Here is an 18,223-nt window from a genome sequence, read left to right as displayed (position 1 = left end):
AAGCGGTGGCAGTATAGGAAAGTCAGGGTGGGTGCTAACCTGCCTGCGATTGAAGAAAGGGAAACGACGGATGCGCGACTTGCATTGCCATATCCTGCCGGGCGTTGACGACGGCGCGGCAGATTTGGATGAGAGCCTGCGTATGCTCGAAGCCGCTAAGGCTGCGGGCATCACCAGCATCACGTGCACGCCGCACTGCCGCGACCCTTACTTTGATTACGACGCCATGTGGGACGCCTACGAGCTGCTGGTGGAGCACGCCGGCGGCTTCCCGCTGCAGATGGGCTTTGAGGTGTATCACCCCAAGCTTATGGAGCTGGGCATGCAGTGGGCGGAATACCTGCACTTCGACGGCAGCAACGAGTTTCTCCTGGAGCTTTCTACTCGTGCGACCGAGCTTGAGTGGAACGAGTACGAGCGCACTATCTTCGAGCTCCAGGGCATGGGCTACGACGTGATCATCGCGCACCCCGAGCGCTACCGCCTTATCCAGAAGGACATCAGCTTCGCAAAGCGCCTGGTGAAGATGGGGTGCAAGCTGCAGGCGTCTGCCGACTTCGTGAACGGGGGGCGCCTAGGTGCTGAGAAGCGTCCCGCCAAGAAGATGTTCGACGAGATGCTGTACCGCTATATAGCAAGCGACGCGCATAACCCCGAGCACTACAAGGCGTTCGCGGAGGCGCGGAAGAACTACAAGACCCGGGGAGCGCACATGCGCGTGTAGACTCTGCGGGGCGCGTAAAAACGCGCATTTTTTCGGCCTGATTTCAGGTGACGCGAAGTCGTACGACGACGCGGCACCGCGGGTCGGTCTGGCATCCAATCTCCTAAAAGGGCAGGATGCTAACTCCTGACGCATCGTCGTCGGGATTCAATTCGCAAAGGCAACCCGCCCAGCGAATTGAAGCGAACTCTTGGAGCATGACTCCAAGGCGAGCGTGAGCTTTCTGCCGCTGGCGCAAACCACGGTTTGCCTCGGCGGCAGGAAACTGCGCATGGTGCCGCTGGCTTGCACAGTCGCCGGCGGCACCGGGGACATATCTTGATGGCGCGGAATCGTCGCTGGGAGCGCGTTTCGTTAGCGGTTAAGGGGATGAATATCGTCATGCCATGGGGATGGTTGTGGGGGAGGGTGCTAACTCCCGGGCGAAGCCATGCCTGATTGCGGCGGCTTCAGAGGGAGGTGAGCGCCGTGGCGTTGTACGTGATTCAGGTTGCCGGCGGCAAAGAGAGCCGCGTGGTTGACCTCATAAACAAGTTCGTGAGCGAGGGCCTGGTGCAGGAATGCTTCATCCCGCGCTACGAAGTGATGCGCCGGTACCGCGGCGAATGGCACAAGCGCGTGGAAACGCTGGTGCCCGGATACCTTTTCATAGAATGCAAAGACGTGGGACGCGTGAACGAGGAGTTGCGACGCGTGCCCGCATTCACCCGATTGCTTGGCAATGACGATAGATTCATTCCTTTGACCGACGACGAAGTGAGATGGCTCAACGCCTTCACCGACCTGGGCGATAGGGTGGTGAAGATGAGCGAGGGGGTCATCGAAGGCGACAAGGTGATCGTGCTGAACGGCCCGCTCATGAACCATGAGGGTTCTATCAGCAAGATCGACCGCCACCGACGAATCGCGTATCTGGATATGCCCATGATGGGAAGAACAAAAACGATCAAAGTCGGACTAGAAATTGTCAGCAAACGAACGTGAAGAACTGAATAGTGCTGCTGTGGCGGGAAGCGGCGACGGAGGTCAGGGGATGGATGCTGATCAAGCTGTAGCTGTTTCAGGAAGGGAGCCGGTGTCGGGCGTCAATGGCGTAACGCCGCTTCCTACGGTTATCGAAGTGCCTCTCAAAGAAGACGAGCTTGTTGATGCGGCGAAGGAAGCGGGCGAGTCGCTTACCGAGGCTGCAGCGCAGGCATCGACCGATGAAGAGCGCGCGAGGGTCATGGCAGGCTTGTCCGATACCCCGCGCCTCACCGAGAGCGGCATCGCGCCTGAGGTTTTGGCGAAGCTGCTGCCCGATGACGAAATTGTGGTGCTGCCGCGCGTATCGCACGTTGCCGGAGGATTTGGATACCGATTCATCAAGCGTGCGTTCGACGTAGTGTCATGTGGTGCGGCTCTTATCATTCTGGCACTTCCCATGGCTGCAATTGCTTTAAAGATTAAGTCCGAATCGGCCGGTCCGGTTATCTATGCACAGAGGCGCGTGGGCCTGAACGGCAAGGTATTCGAGGTCTATAAGTTCCGCAGCATGTATACGGACGCTGAGGCAAAGGGTGCCCAGTGGGCAACTGAAGGCGATCCTCGCGTGACTCCGTTCGGTCGCGTGATGCGCAAGACGCGTTTGGACGAGATTCCCCAGTTCTGGAACGTGGTAAAGGGTGACATGAGCCTGATTGGCCCGCGTCCCGAGCGCCCTGCGTTCCACGATGAGTTTTGTAAGCGCATCGATGGTTGGGAGCAAAGGCTGCTGGTGAAGCCCGGCATTACGGGGTTGGCACAGGTGACGGGCGGTTACGAACTGCTGCCCAAAGAAAAGGCCCTCTACGACATCGAATACATAGAGAACCGCGGAATCGGAATGGACCTCAGCGTGGTCTGGAAAACCATCCGCACGATATTTACTGGGGATGGTGCACGATGACAGCTCTTCCGGACTATACTGTGCTTATTCCGGTATGGATAAAAGATAATCCTGTTTTCGTAAGGCAGAGCATTGATAGCATTCTTCGCCAAACATACAGGGCGGATGAAATACTAATTCTTTGCGATGGGCCTCTGACGAATGATTTGAATGAAATGCTGTCAAAGTTCGAAACGGAAAATAAAGAGGTAAAAGTAATTCATTTCACAGAAAATAGGGGTTTGGGTCCAACACTTGCAGACGGAGTGCTGGCTTCTTCTAACGCAATAGTTGCGAGAATGGACAGTGATGACATTTCCAAACCGGAGAGACTTGAAAAAGAAATATCGGTTTTAGAATATGGCGGATACGATATCGTTGGGTCTGCGATAGAGGAATTCCAATTACAGCCCGGTGATATGTCTTCCGTTCGAATCTTGCCAACCGAGCACTCGAAGATTGCGCAATTCTCGAAGACTAGAAATCCGTTTAATCATATGTCGGTTGTTTTCAGAAAAGAATCGGTGATTAGAGCGGGAAACTACCGAAGTTTCTACCTACTAGAAGATTATGATTTGTGGGTTCGAATGCTATTAAGCGGTTCAGTCATGCATAATCTTGCTGATGCATTGGTATACGTTCGGACCGGGAATGGAATGATATCTCGCCGTGGCGGCATTTCCTATTTGAAATCGCAGATTAAGTTGCTCAATGCGTTTTACGACTATGGTTTTATATCCCGCCTTGATCAAATAACTGGAGTATTAGCGAGGTGTCTAATAACTTTAGCACCCAGTAAATTGCGGGGATTGATTTATAGCGTCTTTTTGCGTAAACCCAATTCAGGTGATAGTTGTGAGAATTAGCGTAGTTATTCCAACTCATTTTCGTCCAAACACATTATGCAGAGCGATTGACAGTGTTCTATCGCAAACGTATCCAGTTGATGAGGTTATTGTTATTTCGGATGGAGTTGATCCTCTAACGACGGATATTGTGAACAGATATAAACGCAATGATGATAAAGTGATTTATGTTGAGTTTCCCACTCCGCGAGGAGCTAATTGCGCAAGAAATGTTGGCGTTTCTCTCGCAAGTGGAGATTGGATTGCATTTCTAGATGATGATGATGAATGGCAATGCAGTAAAATAGAAAGTCAAGTCAGGGCGATTAATGAGAACCCTGGCATAGGTATTGTCTGGACTGGGGTTCGTCAAATATATAGCGAACTTGGCGTCAGCTATGACAGCTTGCCAAGTATTTCCTCTTCGGGAAAAGTCTCTGACATATTAATTAAAAACTATATTGGAACAACATCTTCGGTATTATTGAAAAAAGATGTCTTTAGGGAAGCAGGCGGATTTGACGAAGAACTGCCTGCTCTTCAAGATTATGACTTATGGATTAGAGTTGTTCAAATTACTCGCGGTATTGCAGTTCCGTCTGCGGAGGTGCTGTATTACTGCAGTTTTTCATCGAATCAGATTTCTGCATCTTCAGAAAGATATGAATTGTCGTTTCGCATCATCGGGCATAAGTATCGAGAGCAGATTGGCTGCTTAAGTGATTCCGAAAAACTGGAAAGATCGGTAAGCATTGTTCGAGTTTTGCTCGAGAAGAAAATGAGATCAAACGATAAGACGGGGCGAGTGGAATTGTTGAAAGAACTCGTCAGTTTAAAACCAATTCTTGGGATTGAATATGCTGTTGCGTCATTGATTCCGTATCGAATCCTTTTGAAGATTAGAGCGCTGAGAACTGTGAGATTGTAACGATGAATTCTAAAATCATAGAGATGGCAATAGCTTGGCTTTTTATTGCCATTGTCGTGATTATCGCTCTTTGTATTGATAGAATCGATAAAAAGCGTCAGAGTCAACTCATTGCAGTTTGCATTATTTCTACTAGTTTGATGATGTCATTTCGAACGCTTGGGTTAGATTTGGCAAATTATCAGGTTCTGTATACGACACAATTTGTTCCATTCTGGTTTGGAAATGGTATAAATGATATATTTAGCCAGCAATACGAAGCGGTTAATTACATCATGGCTCAATTGTTTGGGGCAAGCGGTTTTCGATTGTATTTGTTCGCAATGAACATCATTCCTCAGATTCTTGTGTATATGATTGTGCGGAAGCAAGCGCATCCTTTCCTGTATTATGCACCATTTATTCTGTATTATTTGTTCCTGATGGATCAGGTTCGACAGTTTTTTGCCGGTTCATTTGTTCTGCTTTCTCTTTTTGCAGAAGGAGCGCTTCTATCGTTGATTGTGCTTTGCGGAATAGCGTTCGCTCATTTCGGAAGCATTCCGGCAATGGTAATTGGAATATTCAAAAATAAGATGCCGTCTCAAGTTTTTCTGCTGTTTCTGGCTATTTTTATATTCATTTGCGGTTATGTTATAAGTCAAAATTCTGTCGATTCGGGTATTTTAGGCAGGTTATCTACCTACTTTGATGATGGATTTTCTGTCTCTGTGTCATCCCTCCACGATATCGTACGTCTTCTCTTTGCGCTGTATGGTCCGGTCACTTTGACAATTTTTTTTATTTCAAATACAAGGAGATTTGTCACTCTTCGTGATAGCGAATCTTCAATATTCAAATCAGCATTTGATTATCAAAGAATTGCTGGCGTGATTTTTTTTGCCCTATTTTTTGCAACTCAGAGTGAAGTTATTGCTCCTCGTCTCTTTAACATAATGTCTTTTGGGTCTTTTATTTTAATTGGAAAATATCTTGAGATGTCTAAAAAAAAGAGTCTACTAGTGGTTTTACTCTGGCTTGTATCGATTGACCTGGTAGCGACGCTCTATTATTTCAGTGCTTTCGTTTCGTGGAGTTAAGGATTGATTGCATATGAATTTAGCCCGATATTATTACTGGAAATATCTCAATCGAAAATATTCTAAATATACTGATGAGCAGTTCGAAAAGCTCATCATTCAAGAGTTTGAGAAGCGATTGGGCAGACTGCCGGACATAACAAACCCCCAGTCTTTCAATGAGAAAATCCAATGGCTAAAACTTCATTATTATTCAAAAAAAGAAGGAATACTTGCAGACAAGTATATGAATCGTGAGTACGTAAGCGAAGTAATTGGAGCGGAGCACTTAGTTCCCCTTTTATTTGCCTATGATGATCCGAGGGAGATTTTATGGGAGGAAATACCCGATAATGTTGTGATTAAGGCAACCCACGGAAGCGGGATGAACCGGCTGATTTTTTCCAAGAAAGAAATCAATCGTTTCCGAGTTGTTCAAGAAATGAGAAGATGGCTTAATATAGATTACGGTTTGCTTAATGGTCTCGAACTGCATTATCGGTATTGTACGCCCCGAATTATTATCGAAAAGATGCTCAAAAGCACCTCCGGGGAGATTCCTAATGATTACAAGGTTTTCACATTCAATAATGGCTCTCCGGTAATTCTTGTCTGCAGCGACAGGTTCACTGATGGGGGGATGCAGGAAATATGGTTTGATAGCAATTGGAAAAAAATCGACGTTCAAGAAGGCGGCATGCCGAACGATTCCCAAATAGCGAGACCTTCATGCCTATCTAGGATGCTCGAACTAAGTGAGCGTTTGAGAGGGGAGTATCCTTTTGTAAGAGTGGACTGGTACGAAATAGATGGGAATTTGTATTTCGGGGAGCTGACTTTTACCCCAAAAGCCGGATTTGAAGATTTTTCTCCGTCTTCATTTGACTATGAACTTGGCGCAAGAATCAACTTGAAATTGTTTGATCATGGCAATTAGTCTAAAGAAAGCTGCAGTTTTTCAGTTTGCGGCAAAGTACTATAATTATTTATTACAGATTGTTTTGACCATCGTACTTGCTAGGCTTATTGGTCCAGACGAATTCGGCCTAGTAGCAATCGTCACGGTTTTCTTGAATCTTTTTTTTCTTCTTTCTGATTGTGGCCTAAGTCCGGCAATAGTTCGGTATCAGGAATTGGACAACAAAGACCATAATGCTTTGTTTACTTTTTCGGGTGTTATTGGAATTGCGCTTAGTCTCCTGTTTCTAGGTGTTTCGCCGGTTATATCTTTCTTTTATCAAAGAGATGAATTGACCCCTTTGCTGACTCTAAGTGCGATTTCTATTCTGTTTAATTCTCTCAATATGGTTCCAAACGGAATATTGATTAAAGAGAAACGATTCGATTTGCTGTCGATGCGGCTTGTCATCGTATCCTCCTTGACCGGTTTTATCACCGTTGGATTGGCTTTCTTTGGGTTTGGTGTATATGCATTGGTGCTACAAACACTGTTGAACTCGATGCTTGTTTTTGTCTGGAACTACATGATGACGCCTATTAAGTTTGGGGAATGGCGTTTTGTTAAGCAAGTGAAGAAAGTGTTCAAGTATTCGACCTATCAGTTTTTGTATAATCTTATTTCGTTCTTTTCCGGAAATCTTCCAAACATGGTGCTTGGGAAAGCAATGGATCCCTATCGACTAGGGCTATACGATAGGGCTTTTAGGCTATCGTCATATCCTGCTCAAGCTTTGGGGGGCGTTGCCGGATCCGTCCTCCAGCCTTATCTTCGAGATTTAGACTCTAAAAGACAAGAGCTTTATTTGGCCTACATTCGTCTTCAGAAAATCCTTGTCCTGATAGGAGCACCCATAAGCGTTTTTTTGCTCTTCTCGGCAAGGGAGATAATATTGATTATGTATGGTCCGAATTGGGTTGATGCGGCGATTCCGTTTGCCTTGCTCTCAATTAGTGTTGTGTTTAAAATCTCTAATTGCACAATAGGTCCTCTTTTGCAAAGTACGGGGGATACAGAATATCTATTCCGTGAAGGCGTAATAGCGACAGCAATCACTGCGATTTTTCTTTGTGTGGGAGTTGTAACTAATGAGTTGTCGTTAGTTGCCTTGTGCGTCTCCCTTGCTTATGTTTTGCATACGGTTCCATGCATTTATTACACTATCCATAAAGTATTCAATCAGCCCGTTGCCAAATATGTGAGATTATTTGCCCCCGAGGCATTGGCTTGTTTGTTGTACTGTGTAGCAATCTATGGCTTTATTCAGCTTGGGGCCAGCAGATTGGGTACTGTAATTTGGTTTCTTCTGAAAATAGTCGCTCTCGCTCTAGTGTTCTGTGTGGTCTATTTTATCTGCCATCAATTTACTTACTTTAGTAAAAACGATAAGAAAGGTAAGCAATGTCATTGACAGCGATTTTCGCCACTGACGATGGGTTTGTGTTTCAGACTCTGGTAGCTGCGAGCTCCTTAATTCGTAACGGAGGGATAAACGATTTAGATGTAGTGATTTTGACAAAAGCTAATGATTTATCAAAAAAAAGTAGAATGCAAATTAATGCGGTGGAGTCAAAATATCAAACTAGCATCAAGGTATTTGAGATTGATGAGAGCAAGATAGCAGGTGCCAAGTCTAAAATCCCTCATATTTCTCAGCCGACATTCTACAGGCTGCTTGCACCGTCGCTTCTTCAAAACAAGGATAGGTGCCTCTATCTGGATGGCGATATAGTCGTATCCTCCTCGATCGAGCCTTTTGTTAGCGAAATCGGCCTAGATGATTCTTCTTGGGATGTTAAAGGGGTTTTAGCTCCGTATATGTTTGCATCAACGAAACAGGAGAGGGCTCGATCCCGATTGAAGTCATTTATTTATCGTGTTCCAGTGCTTAGGTTCGAGGAATACATTAATGCAGGTGTTTTGCTGATGAACTTGAAATCAATGAGGAGTCGGGGTGTTGAGGGCCTTCTCAAATCATATATTACTAAAGGCTTCCATGATCAAGATGCAATTAATATGGCGTGTCGTGGAAGAATTGCGTTGGCAGATTGCCGATTCAATACTCCCGTTTGCTATTTTCAACTCGAAAACGGGCTTGTTAAGTGCGCTTCTGACAATAAGGCAACCCAGACATTCGGGACGAAGGCAATCCAGGAGACGATTGCCAATCCTGCCATTCTGCATTTTGCTGGACCCAATAAGCCATGGAATGTTGAGAACCTTCCTTTTGCGGAAGTGTGGACAAGAGAGGCTGATCAGGTAAAAGAAATAATTCAAGGAATATGAGGCAGAATGAACGCTATTGAGCATCTAATTGGTTTTAGAAACAGTATTCCAAAGCCATTCCGAAGGTTCATTACATTTTTAATTCAGCTATACGGGGCAGATATTCCACAGACGACTCAGATTGGTAGAAACGTAAGATTTCCCCATAACGCAACAGGCACCGTTTTACATCCAAATGTAGTTATAAAGGAAAATTGCGTAATATACCAAAATGTGACAATTGGCAGATCGGATGTGGAAAAGCCTTTTACGGGGGATTTTGAATTAGTTATTGAAGAAGGCTGCATTGTTGGCGCTGGTGCAAAAATATTGGCCGCACAGGGCAAGCCGTTACATGTGGGCAAAAAATCAATGATTGGTGCAAATGCGGTGCTGTTGTGCTCAACGGGGGACAACGAAGTGTGGGCGGGAGTGCCTGCGAGAAAAGTAGGAATGCGAAACCAGGGGAATTGATTATCTGATTCAAATTGCACATGGGGCAATCTTGGACATTACAATTGCAAAAGAGGAGTGAAAATGGCTAATGCTGTCGCCATCGCTGGCACTGGATATGTCGGACTATCTGTAGCGCTGCTGCTTTCGCAGCATAACGACGTAAAAGCGCTCGATATTGTTCCGCAGAAAGTCGAGCTTCTCAAAAAAGGCATTAGTCCGATTAGGGACGTCGAAATCGAAAGGTTTCTAGCGAATCAGAAGGAAATGGGACTTTCATTCAATGCCACCATTGATGCTGCGGAGGCTTATGGCGATGCCGAATATGTGGTCATCGCTGCGCCTACCAATTATGATTCGGAAAAGAACTTCTTCGACACCTCTGCCGTAGAAGCGGCGATGGATGCTGTTCGCGAGGTGAATCCCGATGCATGGATTGTCATCAAGTCCACGATTCCTGTGGGATACACCGAGCGCATCAGGGCTGAGCGCAGCGATGCGAAGATTATTTTCTCGCCCGAGTTCCTGCGTGAGGGACATGCTCTCTATGACAATCTTCATCCCAGCCGCATCTTAGTTGGCGCACCCGCTGACGATGCCGAGGCGGTTGAGGCTGCGCATCGTTTCGCCGATTTGCTTGAGGAGGGCGCCGATGCTGCTGAGCGCGAACGTGTGAACGCCGACGGGTCCGCGGGTATCGAGAAGCTGGTGTGCGGGCCTACCGAGGCCGAGGCCATCAAGCTGTTCGCCAACACCTACCTGGCGCTGCGCGTGTCCTACTTCAACGAGCTGGACACCTACGCCGCCTCCCGCGGGCTCGACACCGCGCAGATCATCCGCGGCGTGTGCCTGGACCCGCGCATCGGCTCGCACTACAACAACCCCAGCTTCGGCTATGGCGGCTACTGCCTGCCCAAGGACACCAAGCAGCTGCTGGCGAACTATGGCGACGTGCCGCAGAACCTGATCGAGGCCATCGTCGAGTCCAACCGCACGCGCAAGGACTTCGTGGCCGACGAGGTGCTCAAGCGCGTGAACGAGCTGGTGTACTCCGGCGTGAAGGCGCCCGTGGTGGGCGTGTACCGCCTCACCATGAAGACCGGCTCGGACAACTTCCGCGCGAGCTCGGTGCAGGGCATCATGAAGCGCGTGAAGGCCAAGGGCGTGCCCGTGGTGGTGTACGAGCCCACGCTGGACGCGCCCGACTTCTTCGGCAGCGAGGTGACGCACGACCTGGAGGCGTTCAAAGGCGAGTGCGACGTGATTATCGCCAACCGCTGGAGCGAGGAGCTGTCCGATGTGGCCGGTAAGGTCTACACGAGGGATCTGTTTAAGAGAGATTAAAAGGATGCATAGGAGATAATGTATGGGCTTGTTCAGGAAAACGCGAGACGACTGCACGATTAAGACGTTCGCTAAGAAGAACGGCATCCCCGAGAGCGCTTTCCGCAATAAGGACGGAAAGAAGACCCGCAATGACAAGCTGATCGGGACCATGCGAAAAGAAGGTAGGAAGTAAAACCGTGGGTGCCGGCGAGGAAACGTCGGAGAGATGCCATATGTGGCCGAGCTGTTCGTTCGTGCCGACGGCGGGTCCCCGATAGAGTCCGGACACATTTGCCGATGCCTGGCGATTGCCCTACAGGCCGAAGCGCACGGGATGACCGTGCCTTTCTTGTCTCTGCCGAAGAATCGAAGGGGATGGTCGCCGCCGGAGGGTTCGAGGCGATGATCTTAGGTGGCGACCCGTATTGCTTGGGCGAGTTGGACGCTCGAAAGGTTGCGGGCCCCGGGGCGAGGGAGATGCTGCGTTACTCGTGGACGCCTACGGCGCGGACGAGCTATTCACGTGGCCGTTTCATCATGCCCCTGAGACGAGGGAGGAGAGCCAAAATCTCACGGTATTTTTCAAAACCCGGATGTTATCTGTGTGTTCGATATCTATTTCCCTCAGGGCTTTGCTTGCAACGTCTTCTGGCAAAGGCGGGAAATTATTCCTCTCCAACGTCTTGTATTTCTCGGATACCATCGAGACGTACCTCTGGACAAAGAATGCTCTCTCTTCTAGGTTTAAACGGGAGAATTCAGCTATCAGACTGAAGCGGGAGAGGAGCTCCGCCGGAAAGGTTTTTTCCAGGTCATGACGAGGACAGTTGCTCGTGAATACGATGACATAGCCGTTTAGGTTATGGACTACGCTTTGTGAATCCGTGTACGATCCCGTTTCGAGAAGGTCGAGGAAGAAGTTCCATACTGCCGGCTCAGCCTTCTCGAACTCGTCGACGAGCAGCAGCCCTGCCTCGGAGTCGCTGATTTTTATCCCGAGTTCTCCTTCTTCGCTCCCCACATATCCCCTCGGACTTCCGATTAGGGAGTTGAGGGAGTCCTTGCTGCTGAAGTTGCCCAGGTTGATTTTGGGAAGTCGCTGCCCTGGAGCTATTGCTTCGCAGAGAATCTTCGCAACCTCCGTCTTTCCCACGCCGGACGGCCCTAGGAGAAGCAGGGAAAGTATAGGCTGCTCTCCGAGGGCGTTAAATAGTCTAAAACTGTACGATTTGGATTTGAATGCGGTTTTGAATTCGGCTTGGCCGATGAGCTCGCGGCTGAGCGCGACCTGCACTTCCGCGAATTCATTCTCGTCGAGGGATACGACGGTTCTCTTTTCTTTCCCGCCCTCCGCCTTGCTCTTTTCGTCCGTCAGGTCGATTTCGATTTCCGCTTCAATTCCGCAGTTCTCTATGGGATCGAATATGGTTCTGATCTCGTATGCGGCGGTGCGTGCGAAGACTTCTTCGCCGATGAAGACGGTATCTGGGGGCATCTGATAGATGAGCATCTCGAACTGCGCCAGCATCGAAGTGTTGTTCGGATTCGGAACCAATCTCAAGAACGATGTGACGTCCAGAGCGGTTTTCTCTGCCGTGGATAGGCCTTTGACATGGATACTGTCAAAGAACTCAAAAAGGGACATCACTTCGAAGCCTTCTAGCTCAAGCTGTTCACGTAGTTGGTTGTATTGAGGTCGTTCGTATGTCGTGAGCTTACGCATCGCCTCTCCTAGTCTTTCTTGAAAGTCACGGCTTGGATTATCGCCATGACATCGATATAGAACCCTTTTTTATTGACGGTTGCTTTGTCGCTGTCGATAGGAGCGGTCGGTTCTCCTCCACATTCAACGACTTCGATTGAGGATGCCGGCTTGGTTTTGCCGGATTGCTGGAAGTAGTCTAGGGGGCTTTTTAGCTCGTTGGGCTCGAGGTCTCCCTTGTATATTCCGACTATGCCGACTTTGCCAATTAGCAGGTCGTCGATGGTGTACTTGCTTTCGAACATCTCATCCCCATCGATTGGGATTTTTGCGTACAGCGTGCCGTCTGCCGCGCTTCCCTTGAGCTTAAAGGAAGCGCTGTTCTTTACGAACGACTGCATCATGTGGCCAATGTCAAGGCCTCCGACTTCAGGGAGGGCTATTCCGTCAAGAGTGCCGTTCATGATTGTCAGAATGCCTCGCACCTCTTCTTCGTTGAGGAGCTCAAGTGAGATGTTGCCGATGTAGACTAGGTCGCCTTCGCTGAACTCGTCTTTATGGGTGTAAACCTTGCAGCGTTTCATGATATCGTAGAGCAGTCGGCTTTTGGTGTTGACGTACTCGAGGGTGTCGACGACCTTCTGCTGCTTTTCGCTGCTGATTTCCCCGCTTACCTTCGTTTTGAGTCTGGTTAGGAGTGGGGGGTTAAATTCTGCCTCGATGTCCGCCGCTGCGCTTTTCCCTGAGCTTTTCTGCTCCTCTGACGAAGCGCTTGTCTTTAGCTGGTTATCCAACAGCATTCTCGTCTCGAACACTTTCTGCTGGTTCATATAGTAGACCGTGAACAAGTCGGGAAGTTTGTCGGTTGCCATATTGCCCTCCGTTCGATTTTGCGTGGGGAGTTTTACGCGCTCAGGCGTTCGAGTGCTAGGTTGTCGCGCTGTATTAGAATGGAGGGACCCGTGCACCTCCTATGTAATTGCAGTAGGCACCAATATACCAAAAGCAATGCGAGCAAAGGTGGGCGGGGAGGATTCGCGCTTCACCGCAACGCTTCGATTTGCTTACGGTGTGGGAGTGGAAAAGGCAATGGCAGAAGCGCATTCGAGAAATACTCGCAGAGCAATACGCTCACTTGCTAAGCCATGATAATGTGGAAAGATATGGGCTAATACATCGGTCTTTGCGTTGCTTCCGCTATGCACAATTCATTTTCGACTCAAGAACGAAACACGCCTCCTGATTTCTTAGGAACGAGAAAATATCTGCATATGGCACTCCGAATTCTTCCAGGACGTTCGGAAGAGGGACTCGCCTCTGTGCGTTGGGCTCGAGTACCTCCTGCGTTACAACGGTGCAGCCATCGACGGCAGCAACTGCGGCAAGCCAGGGGTCGGCTTCCTCTACTTTGAGGAATTCGCGTTTCGCGGAGTCCCTGAACTGGCTGCTGCCCTGGACGTAGTTGGCGATTTCCAGGTACTTCGTTTGATAGGCTGGATTTGCCGACTGGTCTATGAACGTCTTCTTCCCAATCGAGTCTTTCGTCCACTGCGACAGCGCATCTTTACCTGCCATTATCTCGTCGTAGACCTTCTGAATGCTGCCGCTGGTACCGAGTTCAAACTGCCGTTCTAAGAAGTCCCAGAAGCCGGGGCAGAAGTCCATGGCATAGAAAGAGTTCTGAGACTGAATGAGGGCGTTCGTATCCAGCAGGTATTTCACAGCGCATAGCCCTTTCTCTGGTAGTAGTTTGCGAATACTTGCGCGTGCATCCCCGTTAGCTTGTATGCGTCTGCGTACAAAAGCCTGCCCGTTTTAACGCCTGCAAACACGGCATCTGTGAAGAGCTGGCCAAGATTGGAACCCTTGGTGGTATAGTAGTCGCCGTTTCCGGATTTTCGCGGTTTAATGGCTGCTTTGTTTTTTACATGTGTGTTGTACAGGACCCAGAAGCGGCTTTCGTCAATGATGTCGAGTTCGCGCAGTCGTCTCAAAGAGGCGAGCGTACTGGTGCGGGTTCGTGCTCGAAGCGTCGCGAGTGCCTTCTCGGAATCGCTTTCTTCCTCGGCTATCCTTATGACAACGTCGGCGGGCATCAAAAACTCAACCGCCACCTTGTCGCAAAAACCCTCGTGTCCATTGGCGTCCAGTACGTCCTCGGGGGAGTTTAGCAGGCCGGTATGACCCAGGGCGAGGTGGGCAAGCTCGTGCGCCAGAGTAAAGAGTTGAGCCGTTTTTGCGTCGCGTCCGTTTACGAAGATGAGCGGGGCATATTCATCGGCAAGAACGAATCCTCGAAACTCGGACACGTCGAATAGCCTTCTGGTGTTGCCGCCCGCGTATCCTGCAATTGCAACGGAGATGCGGGCGGCTTCGATTGCTCTTCGGAGATGGCGTACCGCTTCGTCCGCGCTGTGCGCCTCGATTGCGGCCCAGTTCTTATGGAGGCCAAGGAATCTATTCAAATAAGAGGCCGCTTCTCTTGGGTCGACATCTTCAATGCTATTGAAGTGGCCAACAAGCTCAACCGTTCCGTATCCGAGGTCTTTGAAGCTGTCGCTCATCCAGCCCTGCCTGTAGAGCATCTCGTCGATCGTCTCGAAGAGTTCGGGGCTGGGGTTCTTGGGCGCACTTCCGGACGGTGTTCTGAAATCGGCGATTTGAAGCCTGACGTCAGGTGTGGATTCGGCAAAGAAGTGCGGAACTATGGTATGGGTTTTTACGGCTAGCTTTTCTAGCTGCTTGAATGTTGGCTGCCTCGTACCGTCGAGCCATTCGTCGATTTTGGGGAATGCCGGTTTAAGGTCGTCTGCCGTAAGATTGTTCCAATCCATTGCCCACTTGATAATGCTGGGATTGACCTCCATGTTCCTCACCTCCTTCTCTCATTGCGTATGATTCTACCATCTTGGATTAACCTCGTCCTGTCGGAATAGTCGGAACGTGTCTCTCGCATTTCTGGAGCTTGTGGTGTCGAAAAACTCGTGCGGGCCCACCGAGGCCAAGGCCATCAAGCTGTTCGCCAACATCTACTTGGTGCTGCGCGTGTCCTACTTCAACGAGCTCGACACCTACGCCGCCTCCCGCGGGCTCGACACCGCCGAGATCATCCACGGAGTGTGCCTGGACCCCCGCATCGGCTCGCACTACAACAACCCCAGCTTCGGCTACGGCGGCTACTGCCTGCCCAAGGACACCAAGCAGCTGCTGGCGAACTACGGCGACGTGCCGCAGAACCTCATCGAGGCCATCGTGGACTCCAACCGCACGCGCAAGGACTTCGTGGCCGACGAGGTGCTCAAGCGCGTGAACGAGCTGGTGTACTCCGGCGTGAAGGCGCCCGTGGTCGGGGTGTACCGCCTCACCATGAAGACCGGCTCGGACAACTTCCGCGCGAGCTCGGTGCAGGGCACACGCGCCGCGTGAAGGCCAAGGGCGTGCCCGTGGTGGTATACGAGCCCACGCTGGACGCGACCGACTCCAACGGCCGGCGAGGTCACGCACGACCTCGAGGCGTTCAAGGGCGGGTGCGACGTGGTCATCGCCAACCGCTGGAGCGAGGAACTCGAGGATGTGGCGGAGAAGGTGTACACGAGGGATTTGTTCAAGAGGGATTAAAGGGATACATGGGAGATAGCATGTGGGTTTATTCGGGAGAGCGCGAGACAGCTGCATGATTAAGACGTTTACCAAGAAGAACGGCATCTCCGGAAGCGCTTTTCCGCAACAAGGACGGCAAGAAGACCCGTAATGACAAGCTGATCGGAACCATTTGGAAAGAGCGCAGGAAGTAAAGCGACGGATATGGGTTTCGCCATCTCAGCTGGGCGATGGCGCGGATGTTGGATATGATGATTGCCGAGCGGTCGCAAAGCTTGCATGTGCCGAACAAGGGTCGCTATCAAGTCGTTGCGATAGATGCCAATAGATAAGGAATCAAGATGAACTATAACGTTGGTGTTGTATGCAATGCGTGCGGTTCATGGCATAGGGTGAGGATACAGGCAGGTTATCTCTCGAAATACCCCGTGCAGTTTTATTGTGGCAAATGCGGGTCTCCTATTCGGGGGACAATTCGTCACTTTCCTGAAAAGCATATAGTCAGATTCGAGCTAGAGGTCGGAGCGCCAGCGACTGAGAAAAAGTTCGACCCTTCCGGTGGGACCATCCCGGGTGCTTACTTGGTTGAGTGCTCTGGAGAGTTGCTCACTAATAAGATGGAATTTCAGCCCACCGGTGATTTAGGTACCCTTGTCAGAAGTAATCCGTTCTTTAACGCAATGTTCATTTTTGGACCGGAGAAGCTTAGTGCCTATACACGCGAAATTGTTACTGCGCTGGAGTTCTATTCATGCTCTTGGCCAAGTAGAGAGTCAGCAATCCGACTGCTGTTGGGCAACCGTAAAGTGGAGGCGGAGTCTGTCTTAGGGATCACCTTGAATGAACAGTCTTCAATTGAGGCAGCCCACAATTTAACCAAAGAGTCACTTCCCGTGCTAATTGATGGAGAAACTCTCTGCAGAGCGGATGCGGCGCGTCGGCATGTTCGCGCATTGGATAGGGTGCAGCTTTCTAAAATGGCCTTATTTTACGAAGATCACGATTTGGAGATTCCGTTGATGACGAAATCGTGCATGAGGCTCTTCTCTAACTTTGCACGCCGCTTTTCGTCTTTTATTCCCGGTTTTACTTATCTTGCGTCTGAAAAAGGTTACGATCTGTCTCGTTACGGCAGTTACCTTTGCTGCGTGGAAGACCTCAGGGGAATTTATGGGGATTGCTTCGAACTGCTGGGTGACTTTTCGCGCATTCTTATTGGGATGGATAACATAGCTTGCAGGGGCCAATATGATTTAATGGCAGAGGACGCACCAGCTAAAAGCTTCGAAAAATTACTCACTGGTGCGCCAAAGGGAAAGATACTCAATCAGGCGGAAAGTGGGGCATATACCTCTCTTATCGGAAAATGTTGTTGGAATGCTAATTTGAGGAATGCGTTTGACCATAATTCTTACGATGTTGAATCGAAGAGTCAGGAAATACGCATTATCAATAACGATGGCTCCATCGACCATGAGCAAGATATTTATGTCGTAGAGATGGTTTGCCAATGTATAGGCATGCTAAGGTCTTTGTATGTCATGGAAGCAGTTGCTGTAGAGGTGGGAGGATTGACAGGAGCGACGGAATGAGCGGCATTGGTTGGCATCCATAACGCCCTGCGCCTCTTTTCATCGTGTTCATATGTCAGCCGCACCTCGGGTGTCAAACCATCTAGCAGTTGTCTGGCACTGATGTCAATGCGATTGATTTGTGAGCCATACAGCATATCGGGCAGTTTTGCCATTACGGTTTTCTGGATGCCGATGGCGTTGCCGGTGCGTATGCGCCGCCAGTGCTCGCGTGGGAGCCTCGTGTACATCAGCGTCTCGGTGTAGTCGTCTCGCACGGCCCGACGGCCTCGCGCGACTCCATTGCGTGGATGGCCTTGCGCATGGCGGCGATGCGCGGGTACCGTCAAGATTCTTGCGCACTTTCCGACAGCCCATAGGCCCGCCCTCCGGTGCGGCTACTCGTCCAGCAGCGTCACGTCCAGATAGCGCCTCGAGCCCCACTCGCTCTCGGCCACGTACTTGAGCCTGGCGGTGACGAGCATGAGCGCGGACCTCCCGTCGGGGAAGGTGCCGACCACGCGGGTGCGTCTGCGTACCTCCCTGTTCAGGCGCTCTATTGCGTTGTTGGTGCGTATGCGCCGCCAGTGCTCGCGCGGGAACCTCGTGTAGGTCAGGGTCTCCGCGCAGCCGTCCCTCACGACCTTGGCGGCCTCCCTGAGCTTCATGCCGTCGAGACCGGCGGCCACCTCCAGCGCCTTGGCCTCGGCGGCCTCGCGCGACTCCATGGCGTGGATCGCCTTGAGCATGGCCGCGACCTTCGGCCGCTTCGACTTGGGCACCTTTGAGAGCACGTTGCGGTAGAAGTGCACGGTGCAGCGCTGGTAGGCCGCGCCCGGGAACACCTCCGCGATGGAGCCGACCATGCCGGCGGCCTTGTCGCCGGT

General features: G+C 50.2%; 18 protein-coding genes. 13 read left to right on the top strand and 5 right to left on the bottom strand.

Annotated features, from left to right (window positions below):
* Positions 1 to 70 precede the first annotated feature (70 nt).
* The 11 genes from Q0J60_RS05350 to Q0J60_RS05300 all read left to right on the top strand — a co-directional run bounded on the left by Q0J60_RS05350 (position 71) and on the right by Q0J60_RS05300 (position 10,481).
* Positions 71 to 724, top strand: a complete 654-nt coding sequence (locus Q0J60_RS05350; RefSeq protein WP_294439247.1) for a CpsB/CapC family capsule biosynthesis tyrosine phosphatase — start codon at positions 71 to 73, stop codon at positions 722 to 724.
* A 468-nt stretch (positions 725 to 1,192) separates the two neighbouring features.
* The gene (loaP, locus tag Q0J60_RS05345; RefSeq protein WP_294439245.1) at positions 1,193 to 1,708 is read left to right on the top strand and encodes an antiterminator LoaP; all 516 of its coding nucleotides are present in this window, start codon (positions 1,193 to 1,195) and stop codon (positions 1,706 to 1,708) included.
* Positions 1,709 to 1,757: 49 nt separating this feature from the next.
* Positions 1,758 to 2,651, top strand: a complete 894-nt coding sequence (locus Q0J60_RS05340; RefSeq protein WP_294439243.1) for a sugar transferase — start codon at positions 1,758 to 1,760, stop codon at positions 2,649 to 2,651.
* Positions 2,648 to 3,496, top strand: a complete 849-nt coding sequence (locus Q0J60_RS05335; protein WP_294439241.1) for a glycosyltransferase — start codon at positions 2,648 to 2,650, stop codon at positions 3,494 to 3,496. The genes Q0J60_RS05340 and Q0J60_RS05335 overlap by 4 nt, the downstream gene beginning before the upstream one ends.
* Positions 3,486 to 4,403, top strand: a complete 918-nt coding sequence (locus Q0J60_RS05330) for a glycosyltransferase family A protein (protein WP_294439239.1) — start codon at positions 3,486 to 3,488, stop codon at positions 4,401 to 4,403. The genes Q0J60_RS05335 and Q0J60_RS05330 overlap by 11 nt, the downstream gene beginning before the upstream one ends.
* Before the next feature lie 2 nt (positions 4,404 to 4,405).
* Positions 4,406 to 5,482 (top strand): EpsG family protein, encoded by a 1,077-nt coding sequence (locus tag Q0J60_RS05325; RefSeq protein WP_294439237.1) that lies wholly within the window; start codon positions 4,406 to 4,408, stop codon positions 5,480 to 5,482.
* A 13-nt stretch (positions 5,483 to 5,495) separates the two neighbouring features.
* Positions 5,496 to 6,398, top strand: a complete 903-nt coding sequence (locus Q0J60_RS05320) for an ATP-grasp fold amidoligase family protein (protein ID WP_294439234.1) — start codon at positions 5,496 to 5,498, stop codon at positions 6,396 to 6,398.
* On the top strand, positions 6,388 to 7,830 hold the full coding sequence (locus Q0J60_RS05315; protein ID WP_294439233.1) for a lipopolysaccharide biosynthesis protein: 1,443 nt from the start codon (positions 6,388 to 6,390) through the stop codon (positions 7,828 to 7,830). The genes Q0J60_RS05320 and Q0J60_RS05315 overlap by 11 nt, the downstream gene beginning before the upstream one ends.
* Positions 7,821 to 8,705, top strand: coding sequence for a glycosyltransferase family 8 protein (locus tag Q0J60_RS05310; protein ID WP_294439230.1), 885 nt, complete (start codon positions 7,821 to 7,823; stop codon positions 8,703 to 8,705). Before Q0J60_RS05315 ends, Q0J60_RS05310 begins: the two co-directional genes overlap by 10 nt.
* Before the next feature lie 6 nt (positions 8,706 to 8,711).
* Positions 8,712 to 9,158 carry a serine O-acetyltransferase gene (locus tag Q0J60_RS05305; RefSeq protein WP_294439228.1) on the top strand — a complete coding sequence of 149 codons (447 nt, stop codon included), beginning with the start codon at positions 8,712 to 8,714 and terminating at the stop codon, positions 9,156 to 9,158.
* 63 nt (positions 9,159 to 9,221) lie between these two features.
* A complete protein-coding gene (locus Q0J60_RS05300; protein ID WP_294439227.1) occupies positions 9,222 to 10,481 on the top strand; it encodes a nucleotide sugar dehydrogenase in 1,260 nt (419 codons plus the stop codon).
* Between the two features lie 517 nt (positions 10,482 to 10,998).
* Here the strand turns inward: Q0J60_RS05300 and Q0J60_RS05295 are convergent.
* From Q0J60_RS05295 to Q0J60_RS05280, 4 genes are all read right to left on the bottom strand, one after another.
* Positions 10,999 to 12,186: an AAA family ATPase gene (locus Q0J60_RS05295; protein ID WP_294439225.1), complete on the bottom strand. Its 1,188-nt coding sequence runs from the start codon at positions 12,184 to 12,186 to the stop codon at positions 10,999 to 11,001.
* An 8-nt stretch (positions 12,187 to 12,194) separates the two neighbouring features.
* Positions 12,195 to 13,037 carry a hypothetical protein gene (locus Q0J60_RS05290; protein WP_294439223.1) on the bottom strand — a complete coding sequence of 281 codons (843 nt, stop codon included), beginning with the start codon at positions 13,035 to 13,037 and terminating at the stop codon, positions 12,195 to 12,197.
* A gap of 325 nt (positions 13,038 to 13,362) precedes the next feature.
* Positions 13,363 to 13,887 (bottom strand): DUF4411 family protein, encoded by a 525-nt coding sequence (locus tag Q0J60_RS05285; RefSeq protein WP_294439221.1) that lies wholly within the window; start codon positions 13,885 to 13,887, stop codon positions 13,363 to 13,365.
* Positions 13,884 to 15,032, bottom strand: a complete 1,149-nt coding sequence (locus Q0J60_RS05280) for an ImmA/IrrE family metallo-endopeptidase (protein WP_294439219.1) — start codon at positions 15,030 to 15,032, stop codon at positions 13,884 to 13,886. Before Q0J60_RS05280 ends, Q0J60_RS05285 begins: the two co-directional genes overlap by 4 nt.
* Positions 15,033 to 15,108: 76 nt before the next feature.
* Here Q0J60_RS05280 and Q0J60_RS05275 point away from each other — a divergent pair, with 76 nt between their 5' ends.
* Entirely contained in the window at positions 15,109 to 15,591 is a 483-nt protein-coding gene (locus Q0J60_RS05275) for a hypothetical protein (RefSeq protein ID WP_367178792.1), read from the top strand.
* Positions 15,592 to 16,106: 515 nt separating this feature from the next.
* Positions 16,107 to 17,357 carry a hypothetical protein gene (locus Q0J60_RS05270; RefSeq protein WP_294439218.1) on the top strand — a complete coding sequence of 417 codons (1,251 nt, stop codon included), beginning with the start codon at positions 16,107 to 16,109 and terminating at the stop codon, positions 17,355 to 17,357.
* Positions 17,358 to 17,734: 377 nt separating this feature from the next.
* On the opposite strand, the gene Q0J60_RS05265 is transcribed toward Q0J60_RS05270, so the two are convergent.
* A partial coding sequence (locus tag Q0J60_RS05265; protein ID WP_294439216.1) for a transposase occupies positions 17,735 to 18,223 on the bottom strand: 489 nt, incomplete at its 5' end.

This window comes from uncultured Slackia sp. (assembly GCF_944321625.1).
Classification (GTDB): domain Bacteria; phylum Actinomycetota; class Coriobacteriia; order Coriobacteriales; family Eggerthellaceae; genus Slackia.
This window is presented reverse-complemented; position numbering and strand designations above follow the sequence as displayed.